This is a genomic window from Parvularcula mediterranea (genome assembly GCF_013085255.1).
Lineage (GTDB): Bacteria > Pseudomonadota > Alphaproteobacteria > Caulobacterales > Parvularculaceae > Parvularcula > Parvularcula mediterranea.
The window spans coordinates 1,032,167-1,046,592 of the sequence record NZ_JABFCX010000003.1; the positions used below are offsets into that span (position 1 = coordinate 1,032,167).

The following is a 14,426-nucleotide window of genomic DNA, read 5'->3' on the forward strand; positions in this document are numbered from 1 at the left end:
TCCCGTTCCTTGGGGAGGAGCGTGCGGCAGCAAAGGCGCTGGGTCCAGTGGCTGGGCGCGAGGGTCAGCCCTTGAGAATCGTTCCCAAGGCGTGACTCAGGCTTCCATCATCCACAGGCTTGGTCAGGATCGGGATGTCCCGCAGCTCCGGAGGCACATCGATGCGTGAGCCGTAGCCGGTGACGAAGATGAAGGGGATCTGCAGCTCGATCAGTCGCTCGGCGATTTCGAAGGAGACCGTGCCGCGCAGGTTCATGTCGAGCACGGCGAAGTCGAACTTGTGCATCTTCAGCTCACGGAGAGCCGTCTCCACGGTCGCGGCCGTCTCGATATGCTCTGCGCCAAGGCGGGAGATGCTGTCGACCATATCCATGGCGAGGACCAGATTGTCCTCCACGAGAAGCGCGGTCTGGTCCGACGCAACGCGCTTGATCTCACCGACCTTGCCCGTGAGCTCGACCTTGGTGTCTTCCTCGAGGTCAACAAGGCAGTCCGTGGGGAGAGTAAATCGGAACTCGAGGCCCTGGGGTTTGTATTCAAGATCAACGGTGCCGTCAAACTCGTAAGGGATGGCGCGTTCAATCAGTGTGCGCCCGAAGCCGTGACGCTTTGGCGGCTCAACCGGAGGCCCGCCGACTTCGCGCCAGCGGAAGTTGATGCCTCTTTCCTCGAGCTCCCAGCGGACCTGAATGATGCCGTCGCCGTTGGAGAGGGCGCCATACTTCGCAGCATTGGTGACAATCTCGTGGAAGACGAGGGCGATCATCGGTGCGACGTCCGGGCGAAGACCGACGACGGGTCCCGACATCAGGACCTGGGAAAGGTCCGGCTTGGTGTAGGGAACAAGTTCCGTATCGAGAATGCCCTTGAGGCCGACGCCTTGCTTCGATCCGGAGACCGCGAGGTCGTGCGCAGCGGCGAGGGCTGCGATGCGTTGCTCGAGCGCAAGAGCATAGCTTTCCAGCGACGCCGAGCTCTCCTTGGCTTGCCGCGAAAGCGACCGGATCAGTGCAAGGATGTTCTTTACACGGTGGTTGAGCTCGGCGATCATCAGGTCCTGCTGACGCTGATGAGTCACAAGGTCCTTGTGACGCGAGAGCTGCTGGCGTTCGCCCTTCGCCGTGATCTGCGTGAGCATGATCTGGATTTCGCGGGCACTCGTCAGATCGAAGAGCTGCCACGGTTCGGACCGACCGCACTGCTCGTCCTGATACGCATCAAAGGAACCACGGGGCGAGATTCGCGGGCCGAAGGGGCTGTCCTCGACCTTTTTCTCGGGCTTTCCGCCCCATAGGACTTTCTTGATTTTCTCATCACGGAAGAACATGAGCTGGAGTGGATAGGCGGCCGTTGCCCGCACGATCAGACATCCGGCAGTGTCGCCGAGGTCGTGACCGTTGTGCCAGCCATCAGCCTGCAGAGAGTCTGTCCCCTTGAGCAAATCTTCGTCATGGGGGTTAAAACCACCGACTGCGCGGATGGCTTCTGAACTCGGTACAGAAGCATCTGTCTGCAGCTTGTCGTCACGCAAGATGGCCATACCATCACAATTAATAAGCTTACGGAAGACTTTTGAAATGCTCGGAAAGGCCTTCAGAAGGTCCGTCGTCGCATCGGTCTCGGCGATGATCTGCTGGCGGGCGGCGGCGGCTCTTGCGCGCGCCGCGACTTGCTCGCTTTCTGTCTTCTCCTTCACGAGAAGCGACATGATCTGTCCGAAGAGCTCGCATGCAATCCTGACATCCGAGGTGATGACCCGCGGGCTCATATGGTGGCAGGCGAACATGCCCCAGAGCTTGCCGTCGACAACAAGGCCAATCGTCAGCGTACCGCCGACACCCATGTTCTTGAGGTACTGAACGTGGATGGGTGAGACGCCCCTTGTGTGTGCAAGCGACATGTCGAGCGGATCGAGATCGGCGGTCCGGGCCAGCACGGTGACGGGCTCCTGATAGACGTCGCTGGTGATCCGGACGGGGTTCTTGACCTGAAGTGCCCTTGCCTGCGCAGGAACATCCCATGCGGGATAGCGCAGTCCGAGATAGCTCGGGACATCAGGCGCGCGCGCTTCAGCGACGACCTCGCCACTGCCATCATCATCATAGCGATAGGCCTTCACCCGATCGTAGCCCGAGAGGGACCGCAGTCCGACAACGGCGGCTTTGAGCATGCGGTCGACGGTCTGCTCGGCGCCGGCACGCGCGATGAACAGGCGGGCCTGTTCGAGGGCGGACCGGTTGGTGTGAAGCGGTTGAGCTTCGCCGCGCTCGAACTCAACAATGGCGCGTTCGCCGGGGGACCGATGGGCGTAGACCTCGATCTTGTTGCCGCGGAGCTCATACTGACCGACCCGCTCGCGCTGGGCGGCGGATGTGGAGAAGGAGAGGACGTTGCGAATGTCGTGGAGGACATCGTCGGGAAGAACTGACGACCATTCGTTGCCGAGCACTGACTTGGCCTCGATGCCAAGGAACTCGGCCAGGTTCTCACTGGCGAAGTCGACGGTATCGAGGGAAAGTGGTCCTGCGATCAGGGCCGCGAAGGGCTGGACCGTTCCTGGGATGTGGATCGGTTCCTTGTCGCAATTCTCAACCGACAGCTCTTCGACTGTCATTTCACCGTCTGCCATCGGTGCTCCCCATGAGGTTCCAAAGGGAAACTAGATCGGCAAGGCATGGAGGCGAGTGGCCTGCGACACACAGGCCTGAAAAACAGCAGTTTTTACTTAGGTTAAGGCTGATCCGATCAGCCGCCTGCCTGGCTCCTGATGATCTTGTCGCCAATCAGGGCGGCGTACATCGAGATGCGCTGGAAGGTCAGCGGCAGGCAGAAGACGATGGTGATGAAGATCGCCGCGAACTTCGGAACGAAGGTCAGGGTCATCTCCTGCACCTGGGTCAGGGCCTGGAAGAGGGCGACGCCGAGGCCTGTGATCGTGCCTGCGATCAGCGGCGGGCCGCAGATGATCATGGCGGTGAGGAAGCCCTCACGGATGATTTGAATGACGTCGGCCTCGGTCATGGTCTGCCCCTTGGCGCGGACGCCTTAGATCGGCATCCGCATGATTTCCTGATAGGCCTCGATCATCTTGTTCCTGATCGCCAGGGATGTCTCGACGGCCAGCTCAGCCTGCACGGTCGACTGAACGACATCCTGCAGCGAGGCTTTTCCGTGCATGGCGTTCATGGTCATCGCCTCGGAAGCCTGCACGGTCTCGATCTGCTGCACGGCGGTCGATTTCAGCGCTTCGGTGAAACTCATCGCCGGAACGTTCTTAACAGACTGTGAACTCTGAACGGCGGAGGCGCCGCCCATCTGGGTCCCGCTGATGGCTGCAATCGCTTCGATCATGGGGTTAGTCCTTAATTGTCGAGGAGGGCGAGGGTGGCCATAGCCATGCCGCGCGCCTGTTCGATGACGTTGAGGTTGGCGTCATAGGAGCGGGTCGCCTCGCGCATGTCGGTCATTTCGATCAGCGTGTTGACGTTCGGAACCTTGACGTAGCCCTTCTGGTCCGCAGCCGGATGGCTTGGATCGTAGGAGAGGGTGAACTCGCCGGGATCGACGCCGATCTTCTTGACCGTGACCGTGTCAGCGCCGAGGGCGCGGTCGAACTCAGGTTGGAAGACGATAGTCTTGCGGCGGTAGGGATCTGCGCCAGGGGCCGAGCCGAGCGAGTTGGCGTTGGCGATGTTCTCGGAGACCATCCGGACACGAAGCGACTGCGCTTCGAGGCCGGAGCCTGCGATCTTCATGGCTGCTGAAATGGCGTCCATTGGTCAGTGCTTCCCTTAGGTGCGCGTGTTGAGGACGGCTTTCATCATGCCGACGTGCTTTTTCATGAGTTGGGTAGAGAGCTGATAGTCCCGCGCGTTGTCCGCTGCGTTGATCATCTGCTCTTCGAGGGTGACCTGGTTGCCCGAAGGAGCCGTCTCCCAACCGCCGACCGCATTGTCCTCGCGGAAGGTCGTGTTGCCCAGCTCTGCAATCATGTGCCGACCGTGGGTGGCCAGCATCCCTGCGGGCTTCACGGTGCGGAGGGCTTCGGTGAAATTCTTGAGGTCCTGCGCCTTGTAGCCGGGCGTATCGGCGTTCGCGACGTTCTGCGCCAGCAGCGTATGCCGTGTCGTCAGGTAGTCCATCTTGTTCGTCATGGTCGTGAACAGGCTGATGCCGTCGATCATGGTGGGAGTTCTCCTCACGGGGTTCGTCCCTCAGATGACCAGCACGAGCTTAAACCTGCATAAAAGATTAGGGGGTCAGAAAGGCTCTGCTTTCGAGAAGGAGAGCCTGATGAGCGAGAGAAACGCCGCTTCCCGTGCCCTTGATGAGGCCGCATCGCGCCTGCGCGGACTACCGGGTCCTGTGTGGGAGGGTGAGATTGCATCGGCCCTCGGAATGATCCTGAAGGTTCGGGGGCTGTCGGGGGTTCTCTCCGCAGGCGACCTCTGCACTGTCGAGCGGCGGGACATGAAGCCGATCCAGTGCCAGGTGGTGGGGGTCGAGCAGGACCAGTCGCTCCTCATGAGCTTCGAGGATACCGAAGGGGTCGCCTCGGGTGCTCGCGTCACTTTCCCTGAAAAACGTTTCCGTATCCGCGTGTCCGATGGCTGGCTCGGCCGGGTGATCGGTCCGATGGCCCAGCCCATCGATGGCAAAGGTCCGCTGCCTGAAGGTCCGTTTGCGACGCCTTTGAAGGGCACCCCGCCGCCAGCTTTTGCAAGGCGCAGGGTTGGCGCGATGCTCGATACGGGCGTCCGGGCCATTGATGCTTTCACGCCGATCTGCCGTGGGCAGAGGATGGGCATCTTCGCAGGCTCGGGCGTTGGTAAGTCGACGCTTCTTTCGATGCTGGCGCGGTCGAGCGCAGCGGACGTCAACGTCATCGGCCTGATCGGCGAGCGGGGGCGCGAGGTGCAGGAGTTCCTGCAGCGCGACCTTGGTGAGGAGGGCCTGAAGCGCACCATCGTCGTCGTGGCGACTTCGGACGAAAGCCCGCTGGCGCGGCGGCAGGCGGCTTACCTCACCATGGCCGTGGCTGAGGACCAGCGCAAACGTGGACGCCATGTCTTCTGCATGATGGATTCGGTGACGCGCTTTGCTCACGCCCTGCGCGAAATCGGCCTTGCCGTAGGCGAGCCCCCCTCGGCGCGGGGTTTCCCGCCTTCGGTGTTCGGAGAGCTGGCACATCTGCTGGAACGCTCCGGGCCCGGAATGGATGAGCAGGGGGACATCACCCTCTGCGCGACGGTGCTTGTCGACGGCGACGACCATGAAGACCCGATCGCTGACGCAACGCGCGGTATTCTCGACGGTCACTTGGTCCTGTCACGCAACATCGCAACCCGCGGGCGTTTTCCGGCGATTGACGTGCCGGGTTCGGTGTCGCGCCTCGCGCCAGACTGTTATGTCGGTGAGAACGATGCTCTCGCAGCCGCTGAAGCACGGCGGCTTCTCTCCGTCTACGAAGAAAAGCGCGACATCATCTCGATTGGTCTCTACAAAAAAGGTTCCGACCCCGAGGCCGACAAGGCGATTGCGAAGGTCCCCGGTCTCGAGACCTTCTGCCACCAGGACCGCAATGAAAGCATGCGCGCGTCCGAGGGCATGAAGTTCCTGAAGAGCCACCTCGATATCGAAGAAGCTCCTCAGGCTGGCGATGCGGCGCAGGAGAGCGTCGCCACGGAACCTGAAAACCTGCCCGCCATGGTGAGCCCAGGCGAGCAGGCATTGGCTTCTTAGAACCGGAAGGCTGCGTTCAGCTCCACAACGTGGTCCGCACCCTGAAGGGTTTGTACCCCTGCCGCGCGGGCCGCGAAGCTCATCCGGTCTGACTTCGAGAACTGAAGGCTGGCGGAGCCGAAAAGGCCCTCCTGCCCCACACCGCGCATCGGGTCCTGGCGGGAGATCGCGTCGGGCATGGAACCGAAGAGCAGCGCGTCACCGACGACACCGGCATAGCCGAGGGTGCGGTCGCTACCGGCAACCGGGCCAGTCTGGAAGGTAAGCTGACCATAGCCGAACGCCCGGGGCAGGGCGCGTGAGGCCTTGAGGCCAAGATAGGCACTATACCCGGTGATGCTCTGATCACGGACGGACCTGTCAAGAAGGCCCCGGCTTCCCTCTTCTTCGAAGGCATCGAGATCAAGAACGGCTGCCGCTGCCCTTGCCACCGCGCCTAGCCGCCATGCGCCGAGCTCCTTTCCGTAGTCAGCTTCTGCTGTGACCTCGCGGAGCGCCGAGCGGCTATCCGAGTTCACGAAGGGCTGGTAGCGGAAGAAGGTCTGACGCCTCGTCTGCTGCTCATTGATCGTCGACGAAGCCTTGAGCGTGTAGGTCATCGGCCCACGGAACATGGCGCCATAGACGGTGACCGCGCGGGTCTCGTCGTAGCTGAGCGCACCGAAGTTCTGGCGGTCGAAGCTGCCCCTCGTCATGTTTGCTCCGATGGCCACATCGCTTGGCAGGAGATAGTCCGCACCCATGGTGAAGGTCGTCTCACCCGGCGTCAGGCCCAGCGTTCCCGACAAGAACTCCGTCTGCGGAGCGAGGTCGCGGCCTGCGGCAGCCAGCTCGCTCCACGAGCCTTCGGCAAAGCTGTAGACCGAGAAGCGTTGCTCGCCGAGGACCTGGCCGGGGATGGTCTGCATGCCGAGATTGCCCTCCGCGATGCCGGAAAAGTTCGGCGTACTGAAGGGATCGGTAAGTATGGCCGAGCCCGTCAGGCCCAGCTTGAGCGCCTGTACACGGTTGGCGACAACACGGGACGATGTCGATGTCGTCTGCTTCGAGGTCGACGTCCGGGCCAGGGGCTCAGCGAACCCGTAGAGCTTGGCCTGGAAGGTCGCGATGGCGAGGTCCGCCACGATGTAGTGAGCTGGCGCCGTGGGGTGGATATCGTCGTAGAAGAGATACCCCCTCGGACAGGCCGAAAGGACGAGGCCATCGCCGAGGCAGTTGCCCGTCGTCCCCGCCCCCGGCTGGACGTTGGTGAAGCCGTAGACGGCGCCGCCATTGAGGAGCGCATCCTCCCGGACGAGCTCGAACAACCTTGCCGCGGGTACGACGGCAAGGATCGATCCGGGGTTAGCGGCTTCGTATAGAAGCGCCCGGTCGCGAAGGAGGACATTGTGGCTCTGGGACAGGGCGTTGAGCTGCGCCTGGCCGCTGGTCCCGAAGTTCGCAGGCGTGTCGCCGACATTGGGAACGTCGAGGAGGAAGAAGCTCCTGATCCCGCCATCGTCGATATAGTCGATCGCCTGAAAGATGTTGTTCACAACACGGACGACGTCGGTCTCGCCAGCGAAATAGTCGTTCCCGCCCGCTGAGATCGTCGCATAATCGAGGGAGCTTGACCGGAATGTCCGTCCAAAGAAGCTCTGGTCACGGAAGTGCTTGGCCTGATCGACCACGCGGAAAGCTGCGATGTTCGACAGGAAACCGAGCCCTGACAGAAGCCCTGTATTGACGCTCGAGCTGAGCTTGCCGGACACCGCGCCGCCATGGGCGAAGTTGTAGGGCCGGGAAGTGCGGGTGAAGTAAGGACCGATGAGCCCGGGGTTCTTGCGCTGTAGCTCACCCGTAGAGGAATAGGATATATAGTCAGTCCACAGATAGCCGTTCGAGAAGCGGCCATCGAAATAGTCGCCGCCTGCCACGAGGCCGAGAGAGAAGTCGTTGGCATTGCCTGTATCGGACAGGCTATCGCCAAAGCTATAGACCTGCTGGGCGGACGCCGTGCCCAGTAGGCCCGTCGCCGCTCCTGCCATGAGCAGCCCGCGAAGGGTTTTCTTTTGAAGTTTCAACGCTGTTTCCTCCATTTTTATGGTTGAGGAAACGATGGGTCATCCTGACAGAGGAGCAATCTTTTCGTGCGGTGGTTGTTTGCGCAGCCGAAACGAACGCGGCAAGCGTTCAGCTTCCGGCCCTAGCCGAAGACTGTGCTGCGCTGCCACGAAAACGTTATAGACTTCAAGAACTTGCCCCGAAGTGATCTGGTCACGGCAAATTTCCGGCCGCTTAGAAGAACGTCGCGCCGAGGGTGCCTGGGTCGATCGAGACCACGCCGTTTCCGCCGCCGCCTGCGTCAGGGAAGATCCCGTAGAGGCTGAGCGTGTTGGAGGCGAAGCCCGGGGCGCCGTTCTTGATATCGTAGAGCAGGGTGAACCGCTGGATGAACTTCTGGCGCTCTTGAGGATTGTTGAGGTCCTCAAGCTTGAGGCGCTTCTCGAAGATCTCGGCCAGCTTGTCCGGGTTCGTCTTCTGCATCTCATCGGGCAGGTCGAGGGCCGTGAAGACGACCTCGCGCAGGGCCCGGTCACCCAGGATCTGGAACCAGCTGTTGAGATTGTTCGCCTTGCGATCGAAATAGGCGGCGAGGCGGACGCCAATATTGTCCTCACCCGCACCATCTTCGACCTTTACCCGTTTGAACTTCTCGATAACGTCATCGACGAAGTTGGGATTTCGGGTCTTGAGGTCGCCATCTTCGGCGAGCCTGAAGGCTGCTGCGAAGTCGCGGAATTTCTTGTCGACCAGCTTGTTCGCGAGGCCGTTCTCGTCATCGACGCCTTCATCGAGCACCTTCTTGACGAGGGCGCGGCTGTCGACCTGGCTTTCGAGGTCGAATGCCGTGAGTGCGAAACGATAGAGGCGTTCGTCCGCAAGGAGATCTTCAGCAGTCGCCACTTTTGAGATGTTCTCGCGGAAGTACTGAATCTCGCGCTCATTGAACCTCTGGAGGGGCACCTGACGACCGGTCTCTCGGCTGGCTTTGGCCTCGGCGGAGAGGGTCTCGCGGTTGTAGCGCTCAACGACACTGTCGAGGAAGCTCGGGTTACGGACGTTGCCGTCACCGATTTCTGCAAAGGCAAAGGCGCGGGCGAAGCTGCCCCAGCGGCTATCGACCAGCGTGTTGGCTGGCGAGTCGACGGCGCGGATGCCTGCGGAAGGATTGTAGAAGCCCGCATCGAGCGCCTTGCCGATCAGCTCCGAATTGCCCTCTTCGCCGTCGAGCTTGAAGGCGGTCAGGACAAAGCCAAGAAGGCGCTCGTTCCGGACGAGGTCTTCGCCGGAATTCACCAGCTTGATGTTGTCGCGGAAATAGTCGAGCTCGGCCTGGGCTTCGGTGATGCCGAGCTGGGTGTTGAGCGCGAACTTGCCGACCACGTTCTGGATGGCTGCGTCTTTTTCGAAGTCGAAGACGAGGCTGTCGGAGAACCAGAAAGCGTTGGCAAGGGTGTCGATGTCGTTCTTCGGACCGCCAGCCAGCTTGGCTTCATCCGCAAACGGATCGAAGATACCGCCATCGAGGACAGCGATGATCTGCTCGGTGCTCTCCACCTGGTCAGAAAGACCAAAGGCGGTGAGCGCGTAGTTCAGGAGGCGCTCATCCTTGACGAGCTCGGCGCCGGTCGAAACCTTGCCGATGTTCTTCTTGAAGTAGACCGCTTCCTCCGTGAGGTCGCGACGGCCCTCGGCCTCGGTGAAGTCCACGGGGCCGAGTGGGCGTCCGTAGTTTCTCTCGAAGGTCAGATATCCAAGATAGGTCGAGGTCATCGCTCTTGCTCCGGCGGAAGATGTGCCTACGGACTAGCCGTGGGCGCGCTCCATGGATTTGCTTGTCATGCGCTCCTGCACGGCCGCGTGGAACGCCTGGTTCTCGGCTTCGAGTTCGGAAGGAACTTCGGTTGCTTCCTCAGCCTCCTGACCAAGCTCGAGAAGCGGGTGAAGCTTCACCAGGGCTTTGTAGAAGTCGCGAAGGTGGACCATGTCCATCGCCTGGAGGAGGTCAGCGCGTTCGTCGTCATCCTCCATGTGCGTGAAGACAAAGGCGCCAAGCTTGGAGGCGTGGCGGAGCATTTTGTCGTCGCAGCCGGAGATCAGCAGCATCTGGATGGTGAAGTAGAGCCGGCGGATCGGCGTCTTCGCATCTTCTGGCTGCAGGACATATTTGCCGCGCAGGACCTGACCGAAGCTGGACACGGTGATCGTGTTCCTACGGTCGCCATTGGTCAGCACACAACCATTGACGATGATGCGCTCATTGGGGCGCAGTCTCAATCGAAGTCCCATGGTCAGCCTGCTTCCTGAAGGACGCTGGCGTCCGCGCCTTGGCCGGTGAGACCCTTGATGATGTTGCGGTTGATTTCGAGCAGCGGCTCGATCGTCTTGTCGCCTGAAATGACTTCTGGCGTATGCCGATCAACGAATAGCGCGAGCGAGATGATGCCGGCTTTCAGTTGGTCGGGGAGGGGGTTATCCTTGAAAGCGCAATCGAACATCAGCTCACCCCAGAGCTTCTGATTGCGGTTGAGTGCGTCGAGCGCCGGACCTGAAAGAGGTCTCGTATCTTCTTTCGAAGCGCGTTCGAGTTCGCCCGTGATCTGAAGGAAAACTTTGCGTTCGATCTCGCGAGGCTCCTCCGTCTCGGTGATCGTTTTCCTGTAGGCTTCTCGCGCCCGTGCCCTGCCGTACATAGACAATTCTCGTCCTTACTATTCTTGGTTTGATACCTAAGAAGGGTGGGACCCGGAGCTTTTGCTCCGGGTCCCGGTAGTCTGTATTCCGATTAACGGAAGAGGCTCAGGAGCGACTGCGGACGCTGGTTCGCAATCGAGAGAGCCTGGGTAGCGAGCTGCTCCTGGACCTGGAAGGACTGGAGGCGGCTCGACTCTTCCGTGAGGTCGGCTTCGATCAGGGCAGCAACGCCGAGCTCGAGCGAGTCGGTCAGGTCGCTCAGGAAGTCCTGACGCGAGCTGAGGGTCGACTCGAAGACACCGATGACGGTCTGCGAGATGTTGACGCGCGAGATGAGCGAGTCAGCAACAACGAAGCCAGCCTGGACGTTGCCCGAGGTCGGGTCAGCGACTTCGATCTGACGTGCAACGGCGCGGAAGCCCGAGTCGTTGGCGAAAGCGCGGAGGTTCTCGTCGGAGAACACAGCGCGTTCGAGGACGTCCTGCACCGAAGCGAAGGCCGTGTCAGCACCAGCTGCTTTCGAAGCAACATAGTCGGACGCAGCATCGGTTGCGCCAGGCTGGATGTTGGTCGTCGGAGCAGCAGCGATGTCAGCGATCTGGATCACGTCACGGCTGACGTCGTCGCCGATTTTGCCGAGGTTCGTTGCCGTCACGCCAACCGAAGCGAGGAACGCGATGTCATCGTCGGTGCCGTAGAAGGTGAATTCACCAGCAGCTTCTGCACCTGCGCCGCCTTCGACCGTCAGGATCGAGTCGGTGCCAGCAGTGGCGCTGTCGAGGTTCACCGAGCCGTCGCCATTGGCGTCGAGACGGTCAGCAAAGCCGGAGTTGAACGCACGGTAGAGAGCGTCGAACTGAGCTTCAGCCTGAACCTGGGTGTAGACAGCGGTTTCGACACCAGCGAGCTCGAGGCTGTCGAGGTTCTGGCCTTGCAGGGTGAAGGTCGAGAGCTCGAACGAACCGTTGTCGCGGGTGATGGTCGTGGTGATCGTGGTGGTGTCGTTGCCAGCCAGCAGGTTCACACCGTTGAACGACGTAGCGTCGATCTGACCTTCGATCTGCTCAACGACCTGGCCGATGGCGAACTGAACTTCCTTCAGCGCGGTACCGGTTTGAGCCGTGGTCAGAGCCGACTGGATCTGGTTGATGTCTTCGGTGATGCCGTTGAGACCAGCCGTTGCGGTCTTGGCGGTGTTGACGCCAACCGTCAGGTTGTCCTTCAGGCCGTCGAGAACAGCAACGTCGCCCTTGACGGTCTGCGAGACCAGGAAGAACGCCGGGTTTTCTTTCGGGCTACGGACTTTAAGACCGGTCGAAATACGGTCCTGAGTCTCCTGCAGGTTCGACTGAACGTTGCGGAGAGTACGAAGCGCGGTTTGCGCAGACGCGTTAGTAAGCAGAGATGCCATGATTATGGGCTCCTTGGGTTCTCAAGTTTTCAGGAGCGCCTTCTGACGCCGGGCGAAGCGGTCCCTCACGAACCGAGTGCTGGAGCCAAGCTAGGGAAATGAGATTAAGCGTGGGTGAAACCTGATCCCTGAATTCTTGGTACGTATTAGTATCAACGCTCTGTAAAGACTGGTGTCTGGAGTCTTGATCAGTGTTCATACTCTCTTCACCATGATCTTCAGGCTGAGAATAAAGAAACCGCGCCAAGCTTGGCTTGGCGCGGCGCACTGTTCCGTATCGGGACTGTCCCGGATCTAGAGTTTGACCTTGTTCCCCGAGAGCGGGAGGTGATGAAGGGACTTCTTTTCTCCGTCTTTGGAGTAGACCCCGTCGCCTTTTTCTTCCTCGAGCTTCCGAATCGCAGCGGTTCGAACGTGCGTAACGGCATCTTTTACAGCGCCGATGGAGCGCATGTTGGCCTCAACCGTGCCGTTGAAGCTTTCGAGCTTTGCCTGCAGCGATTCGGGATCGAGACCCTCGACGGCCTGGAGGTTGCGCTGGGAGTTCTCAAGGCGCTCGGCCTGGCGGATGAGCTGGCCCTTTTCGCGCTGGATCGCTGCGAAGCCTTCGAAATCGCCCTCACGGATGAGACGCGTTTCCTCGGCAAGGACGTGGGCGAGCTTGGACATCACGGTGAGGATGACCGGCTCTTTCTTCGGACGGGCAGGGGCTTCGGCCTGCTGCTCGTCAGTCTGCGGCGCATCCTCGTCGCGGCGGAATTCGGGGAAGAGGCTGTCGCGGGCCTCTTCATCAAGACGCGTCATCATCTTGCTCATTCTGGGACCTCGGAAGTCTTGTTGATTTCGGCCATCACCATATCGGCGATGCCGATGCCGCCGCGCTGGGCAAACGAATCAGCGATGTGCTGGACGAGAAAGCCCTGCCACATCTTCTCTCCCTGGCCACCGCCAAAAAGACCATCGGTCTTCATGCCGCTGAACATGGAGGAGACGAACTGGTTGAGAAAAACAGCTTCGAACCCTTCGGCGGCCTTGCGGGCCTCGTCGGGTTTCGCCGCTGCTAGCTTACGCGCTGCGCCGGCGATATCGAGCTCAGGCTTGATGTCTGCACCAGCGGGGAGCGCGGAGATTTCAGAGATCACTGGACGACAAGCTCCGCCTGAAGAGCACCTGACGATTTGATCGTCTGGAGGATCGAGATCATGTCCCGGGGCGTCACGCCCATGGCGTTGAGGCCATCGACGAGTTCTTGCAGGGTGACGTTCGGTTCGATGACGCGGAAGCCATTGCCAAGGTCTTCTTCCACTTGAATATCCGTCCGCGGAACGACCACCGTCTCACCGACCCGGCTGAAGGGCGAGGGCTGGGACGGGATTGGACGCTCGGAGATGCGGATCGTGATATTGCCGTGGGCAATCGCGACCGGCGAGACACGGACATTGTTGCCGATGACGATCGTGCCCGAGCTTTCGTCGACAACGACACGGGCGACTTCGTCCGTCTCAATATCAACGCTTTCGAGATCTGCGAGCATGGTCGTCACTTCGCCGCGATAGTCCGAAGGCACCTGAACTTCGACCGTAGCCAGATCAATCGCGCGGGCGAAACGGCCTGACAGGCGGTTGTCGATGGCGCTGGCGATGCGGTTGGCTGTCGTGAAGTCGGGGTTCTTGAGGATCAGGCGGACGGTGTCGAGGTCATTGATCGGGAACGCCAATTCACGTTCGACCGTGGCGCCCTCAGGGACGCGGCCCTGGGTTGGGACGCCGCGGCTGATCGAGCCTGCTGCGCCCTGTGCCTGGAAGCCGCCAATGATGAGCTGGCCTTGCGCGACCGCATAAACATTGCCGTCGGCTGCCGTCAGCGGGGTCACGAGAAGCGTGCCGCCTTGAAGGCTGCGGGCATCGCCAAGGGCGGAGACGGTAACGTCAATCTTGTCGCCCGCGCGAGAGAAGCCGGGGAGGGCTGCGGTCACCATGACAGCGGCAACGTTCCGTGTCTGGAGGATCTGGTCGGCATCGAGGGCCACGCCGAAGCGCTCCAACATCGAGCGAACCGACTGCTCTGTAAAAAGAGCGTTCTGGGCACGGTCACCGGAACCTGGAAGGCCGACCACGAGGCCATAACCGATGAGCTGGTTCTCGCGCACCCCTTCAATCTTGGTGATATCCTTGAGCCGTGACGACGCTGCGGCCGGCTGGGCCAGGAGCGACGTGATGCAAAGGAAGATGGCCACGGCGGCAAGCGCGTGGCTGAGGGCGGTTCTCCGCCGACGGAGGAGTGTCTCCGCCGCACTGACATGCAAGGTCATCATGCCGCCGATCATACCCAGCGAGATAAAACGGGCTTTAAGGATCCCAAATCTTCAGACTCTGTTAGTCTTCCCTAACCGTTTCATTTCCAAAGAATTTCTGAATCCCTTGGTGACTCTTTTTCTACTTTCTCCCGTCATGGTGAACGTCGATCCCGTACCGGCAGAAGCCAAGGGCGAGGATCGCCGCCCCAGGGCAAAACGGGCGGACAACATAGTGGTGAG

General features: G+C 60.7%; 14 protein-coding genes. 1 reads left to right on the forward strand and 13 read right to left on the reverse strand.

The genetic code is table 11. The features are described from left to right. Positions 1-64: 64 nt before the first annotated feature. The 5 genes from HK107_RS13800 to flgB all read right to left on the reverse strand — a co-directional run bounded on the left by HK107_RS13800 (position 65) and on the right by flgB (position 4,184). Positions 65-2,629: an HWE histidine kinase domain-containing protein gene (locus tag HK107_RS13800; protein ID WP_173200791.1), complete on the reverse strand. Its 2,565-nt coding sequence runs from the start codon at positions 2,627-2,629 to the stop codon at positions 65-67. Positions 2,630-2,745: 116 nt separating this feature from the next. Continuing rightward, a complete protein-coding gene (locus HK107_RS13805) occupies positions 2,746-3,021 on the reverse strand; it encodes a flagellar biosynthetic protein FliQ (protein WP_173200793.1) in 276 nt (91 codons plus the stop codon). 24 nt (positions 3,022-3,045) lie between these two features. Beyond that, positions 3,046-3,351, reverse strand: coding sequence for a flagellar hook-basal body complex protein FliE (locus HK107_RS13810; RefSeq protein ID WP_173200795.1), 306 nt, complete (start codon positions 3,349-3,351; stop codon positions 3,046-3,048). 11 nt (positions 3,352-3,362) lie between these two features. Further along, positions 3,363-3,776 (reverse strand): flagellar basal body rod protein FlgC, encoded by a 414-nt coding sequence (flgC, locus tag HK107_RS13815; protein ID WP_173200798.1) that lies wholly within the window; start codon positions 3,774-3,776, stop codon positions 3,363-3,365. 15 nt (positions 3,777-3,791) lie between these two features. Next, the gene (flgB, locus tag HK107_RS13820) at positions 3,792-4,184 is read right to left on the reverse strand and encodes a flagellar basal body rod protein FlgB (protein WP_173200800.1); all 393 of its coding nucleotides are present in this window, start codon (positions 4,182-4,184) and stop codon (positions 3,792-3,794) included. 109 nt (positions 4,185-4,293) lie between these two features. Here flgB and HK107_RS13825 point away from each other — a divergent pair, with 109 nt between their 5' ends. Further along, a complete protein-coding gene (locus HK107_RS13825; RefSeq protein ID WP_173200802.1) occupies positions 4,294-5,742 on the forward strand; it encodes a FliI/YscN family ATPase in 1,449 nt (482 codons plus the stop codon). Here the strand turns inward: HK107_RS13825 and HK107_RS13830 are convergent. The 8 genes from HK107_RS13830 to HK107_RS13865 all read right to left on the reverse strand — a co-directional run bounded on the left by HK107_RS13830 (position 5,739) and on the right by HK107_RS13865 (position 14,216). After that, complete coding sequence (locus HK107_RS13830; RefSeq protein ID WP_173200804.1) at positions 5,739-7,805, reverse strand: SGNH/GDSL hydrolase family protein; 2,067 nt, start codon at positions 7,803-7,805, stop codon at positions 5,739-5,741. The two genes, HK107_RS13825 and HK107_RS13830, sit on opposite strands and share 4 nt — an antisense overlap. A 214-nt stretch (positions 7,806-8,019) precedes the next feature. Further along, positions 8,020-9,558, reverse strand: coding sequence for a DUF1217 domain-containing protein (locus tag HK107_RS13835; protein WP_173200806.1), 1,539 nt, complete (start codon positions 9,556-9,558; stop codon positions 8,020-8,022). Positions 9,559-9,591: 33 nt separating this feature from the next. Beyond that, positions 9,592-10,074, reverse strand: coding sequence for a flagellar biosynthesis repressor FlbT (locus tag HK107_RS13840; RefSeq protein ID WP_173200808.1), 483 nt, complete (start codon positions 10,072-10,074; stop codon positions 9,592-9,594). A 2-nt stretch (positions 10,075-10,076) separates the two neighbouring features. Then, a complete protein-coding gene (gene flaF / locus HK107_RS13845) occupies positions 10,077-10,478 on the reverse strand; it encodes a flagellar biosynthesis regulator FlaF (RefSeq protein WP_173200810.1) in 402 nt (133 codons plus the stop codon). A gap of 92 nt (positions 10,479-10,570) precedes the next feature. Beyond that, positions 10,571-11,890, reverse strand: coding sequence for a flagellin (locus tag HK107_RS13850; protein WP_173200817.1), 1,320 nt, complete (start codon positions 11,888-11,890; stop codon positions 10,571-10,573). A gap of 294 nt (positions 11,891-12,184) precedes the next feature. Continuing rightward, on the reverse strand, positions 12,185-12,706 hold the full coding sequence (locus HK107_RS13855; RefSeq protein WP_173200819.1) for a flagellar export chaperone FlgN: 522 nt from the start codon (positions 12,704-12,706) through the stop codon (positions 12,185-12,187). Then, a complete protein-coding gene (locus HK107_RS16025; protein ID WP_173200821.1) occupies positions 12,703-13,032 on the reverse strand; it encodes a rod-binding protein in 330 nt (109 codons plus the stop codon). The genes HK107_RS13855 and HK107_RS16025 overlap by 4 nt, the downstream gene beginning before the upstream one ends. Then, positions 13,029-14,216 carry a flagellar basal body P-ring protein FlgI gene (locus HK107_RS13865; RefSeq protein ID WP_233061515.1) on the reverse strand — a complete coding sequence of 396 codons (1,188 nt, stop codon included), beginning with the start codon at positions 14,214-14,216 and terminating at the stop codon, positions 13,029-13,031. Before HK107_RS13865 ends, HK107_RS16025 begins: the two co-directional genes overlap by 4 nt. Positions 14,217-14,426: the final 210 nt, after the last annotated feature.

Coding starts and splice junctions, on each gene's coding strand:
- HK107_RS13850 (WP_173200817.1), bottom strand. CDS start 11,890: ATGGCATCTCTGCTTACTAACGCGTCTGCGCAAACCGCGCTTCGTACT.
- HK107_RS13865 (WP_233061515.1), bottom strand. CDS start 14,216: ATGATCGGCGGCATGATGACCTTGCATGTCAGTGCGGCGGAGACACTC.
- HK107_RS13810 (WP_173200795.1), bottom strand. CDS start 3,351: ATGATCGAAGCGATTGCAGCCATCAGCGGGACCCAGATGGGCGGCGCC.
- HK107_RS13855 (WP_173200819.1), bottom strand. CDS start 12,706: ATGAGCAAGATGATGACGCGTCTTGATGAAGAGGCCCGCGACAGCCTC.
- HK107_RS13840 (WP_173200808.1), bottom strand. CDS start 10,074: ATGGGACTTCGATTGAGACTGCGCCCCAATGAGCGCATCATCGTCAAT.
- HK107_RS13805 (WP_173200793.1), bottom strand. CDS start 3,021: ATGACCGAGGCCGACGTCATTCAAATCATCCGTGAGGGCTTCCTCACC.
- HK107_RS13800 (WP_173200791.1), bottom strand. CDS start 2,629: ATGGCAGACGGTGAAATGACAGTCGAAGAGCTGTCGGTTGAGAATTGC.
- flaF (WP_173200810.1), bottom strand. CDS start 10,478: ATGTACGGCAGGGCACGGGCGCGAGAAGCCTACAGGAAAACGATCACC.
- flgC (WP_173200798.1), bottom strand. CDS start 3,776: ATGGACGCCATTTCAGCAGCCATGAAGATCGCAGGCTCCGGCCTCGAA.
- flgB (WP_173200800.1), bottom strand. CDS start 4,184: ATGATCGACGGCATCAGCCTGTTCACGACCATGACGAACAAGATGGAC.
- HK107_RS13835 (WP_173200806.1), bottom strand. CDS start 9,558: ATGACCTCGACCTATCTTGGATATCTGACCTTCGAGAGAAACTACGGA.
- HK107_RS13825 (WP_173200802.1), top strand. CDS start 4,294: ATGAGCGAGAGAAACGCCGCTTCCCGTGCCCTTGATGAGGCCGCATCG.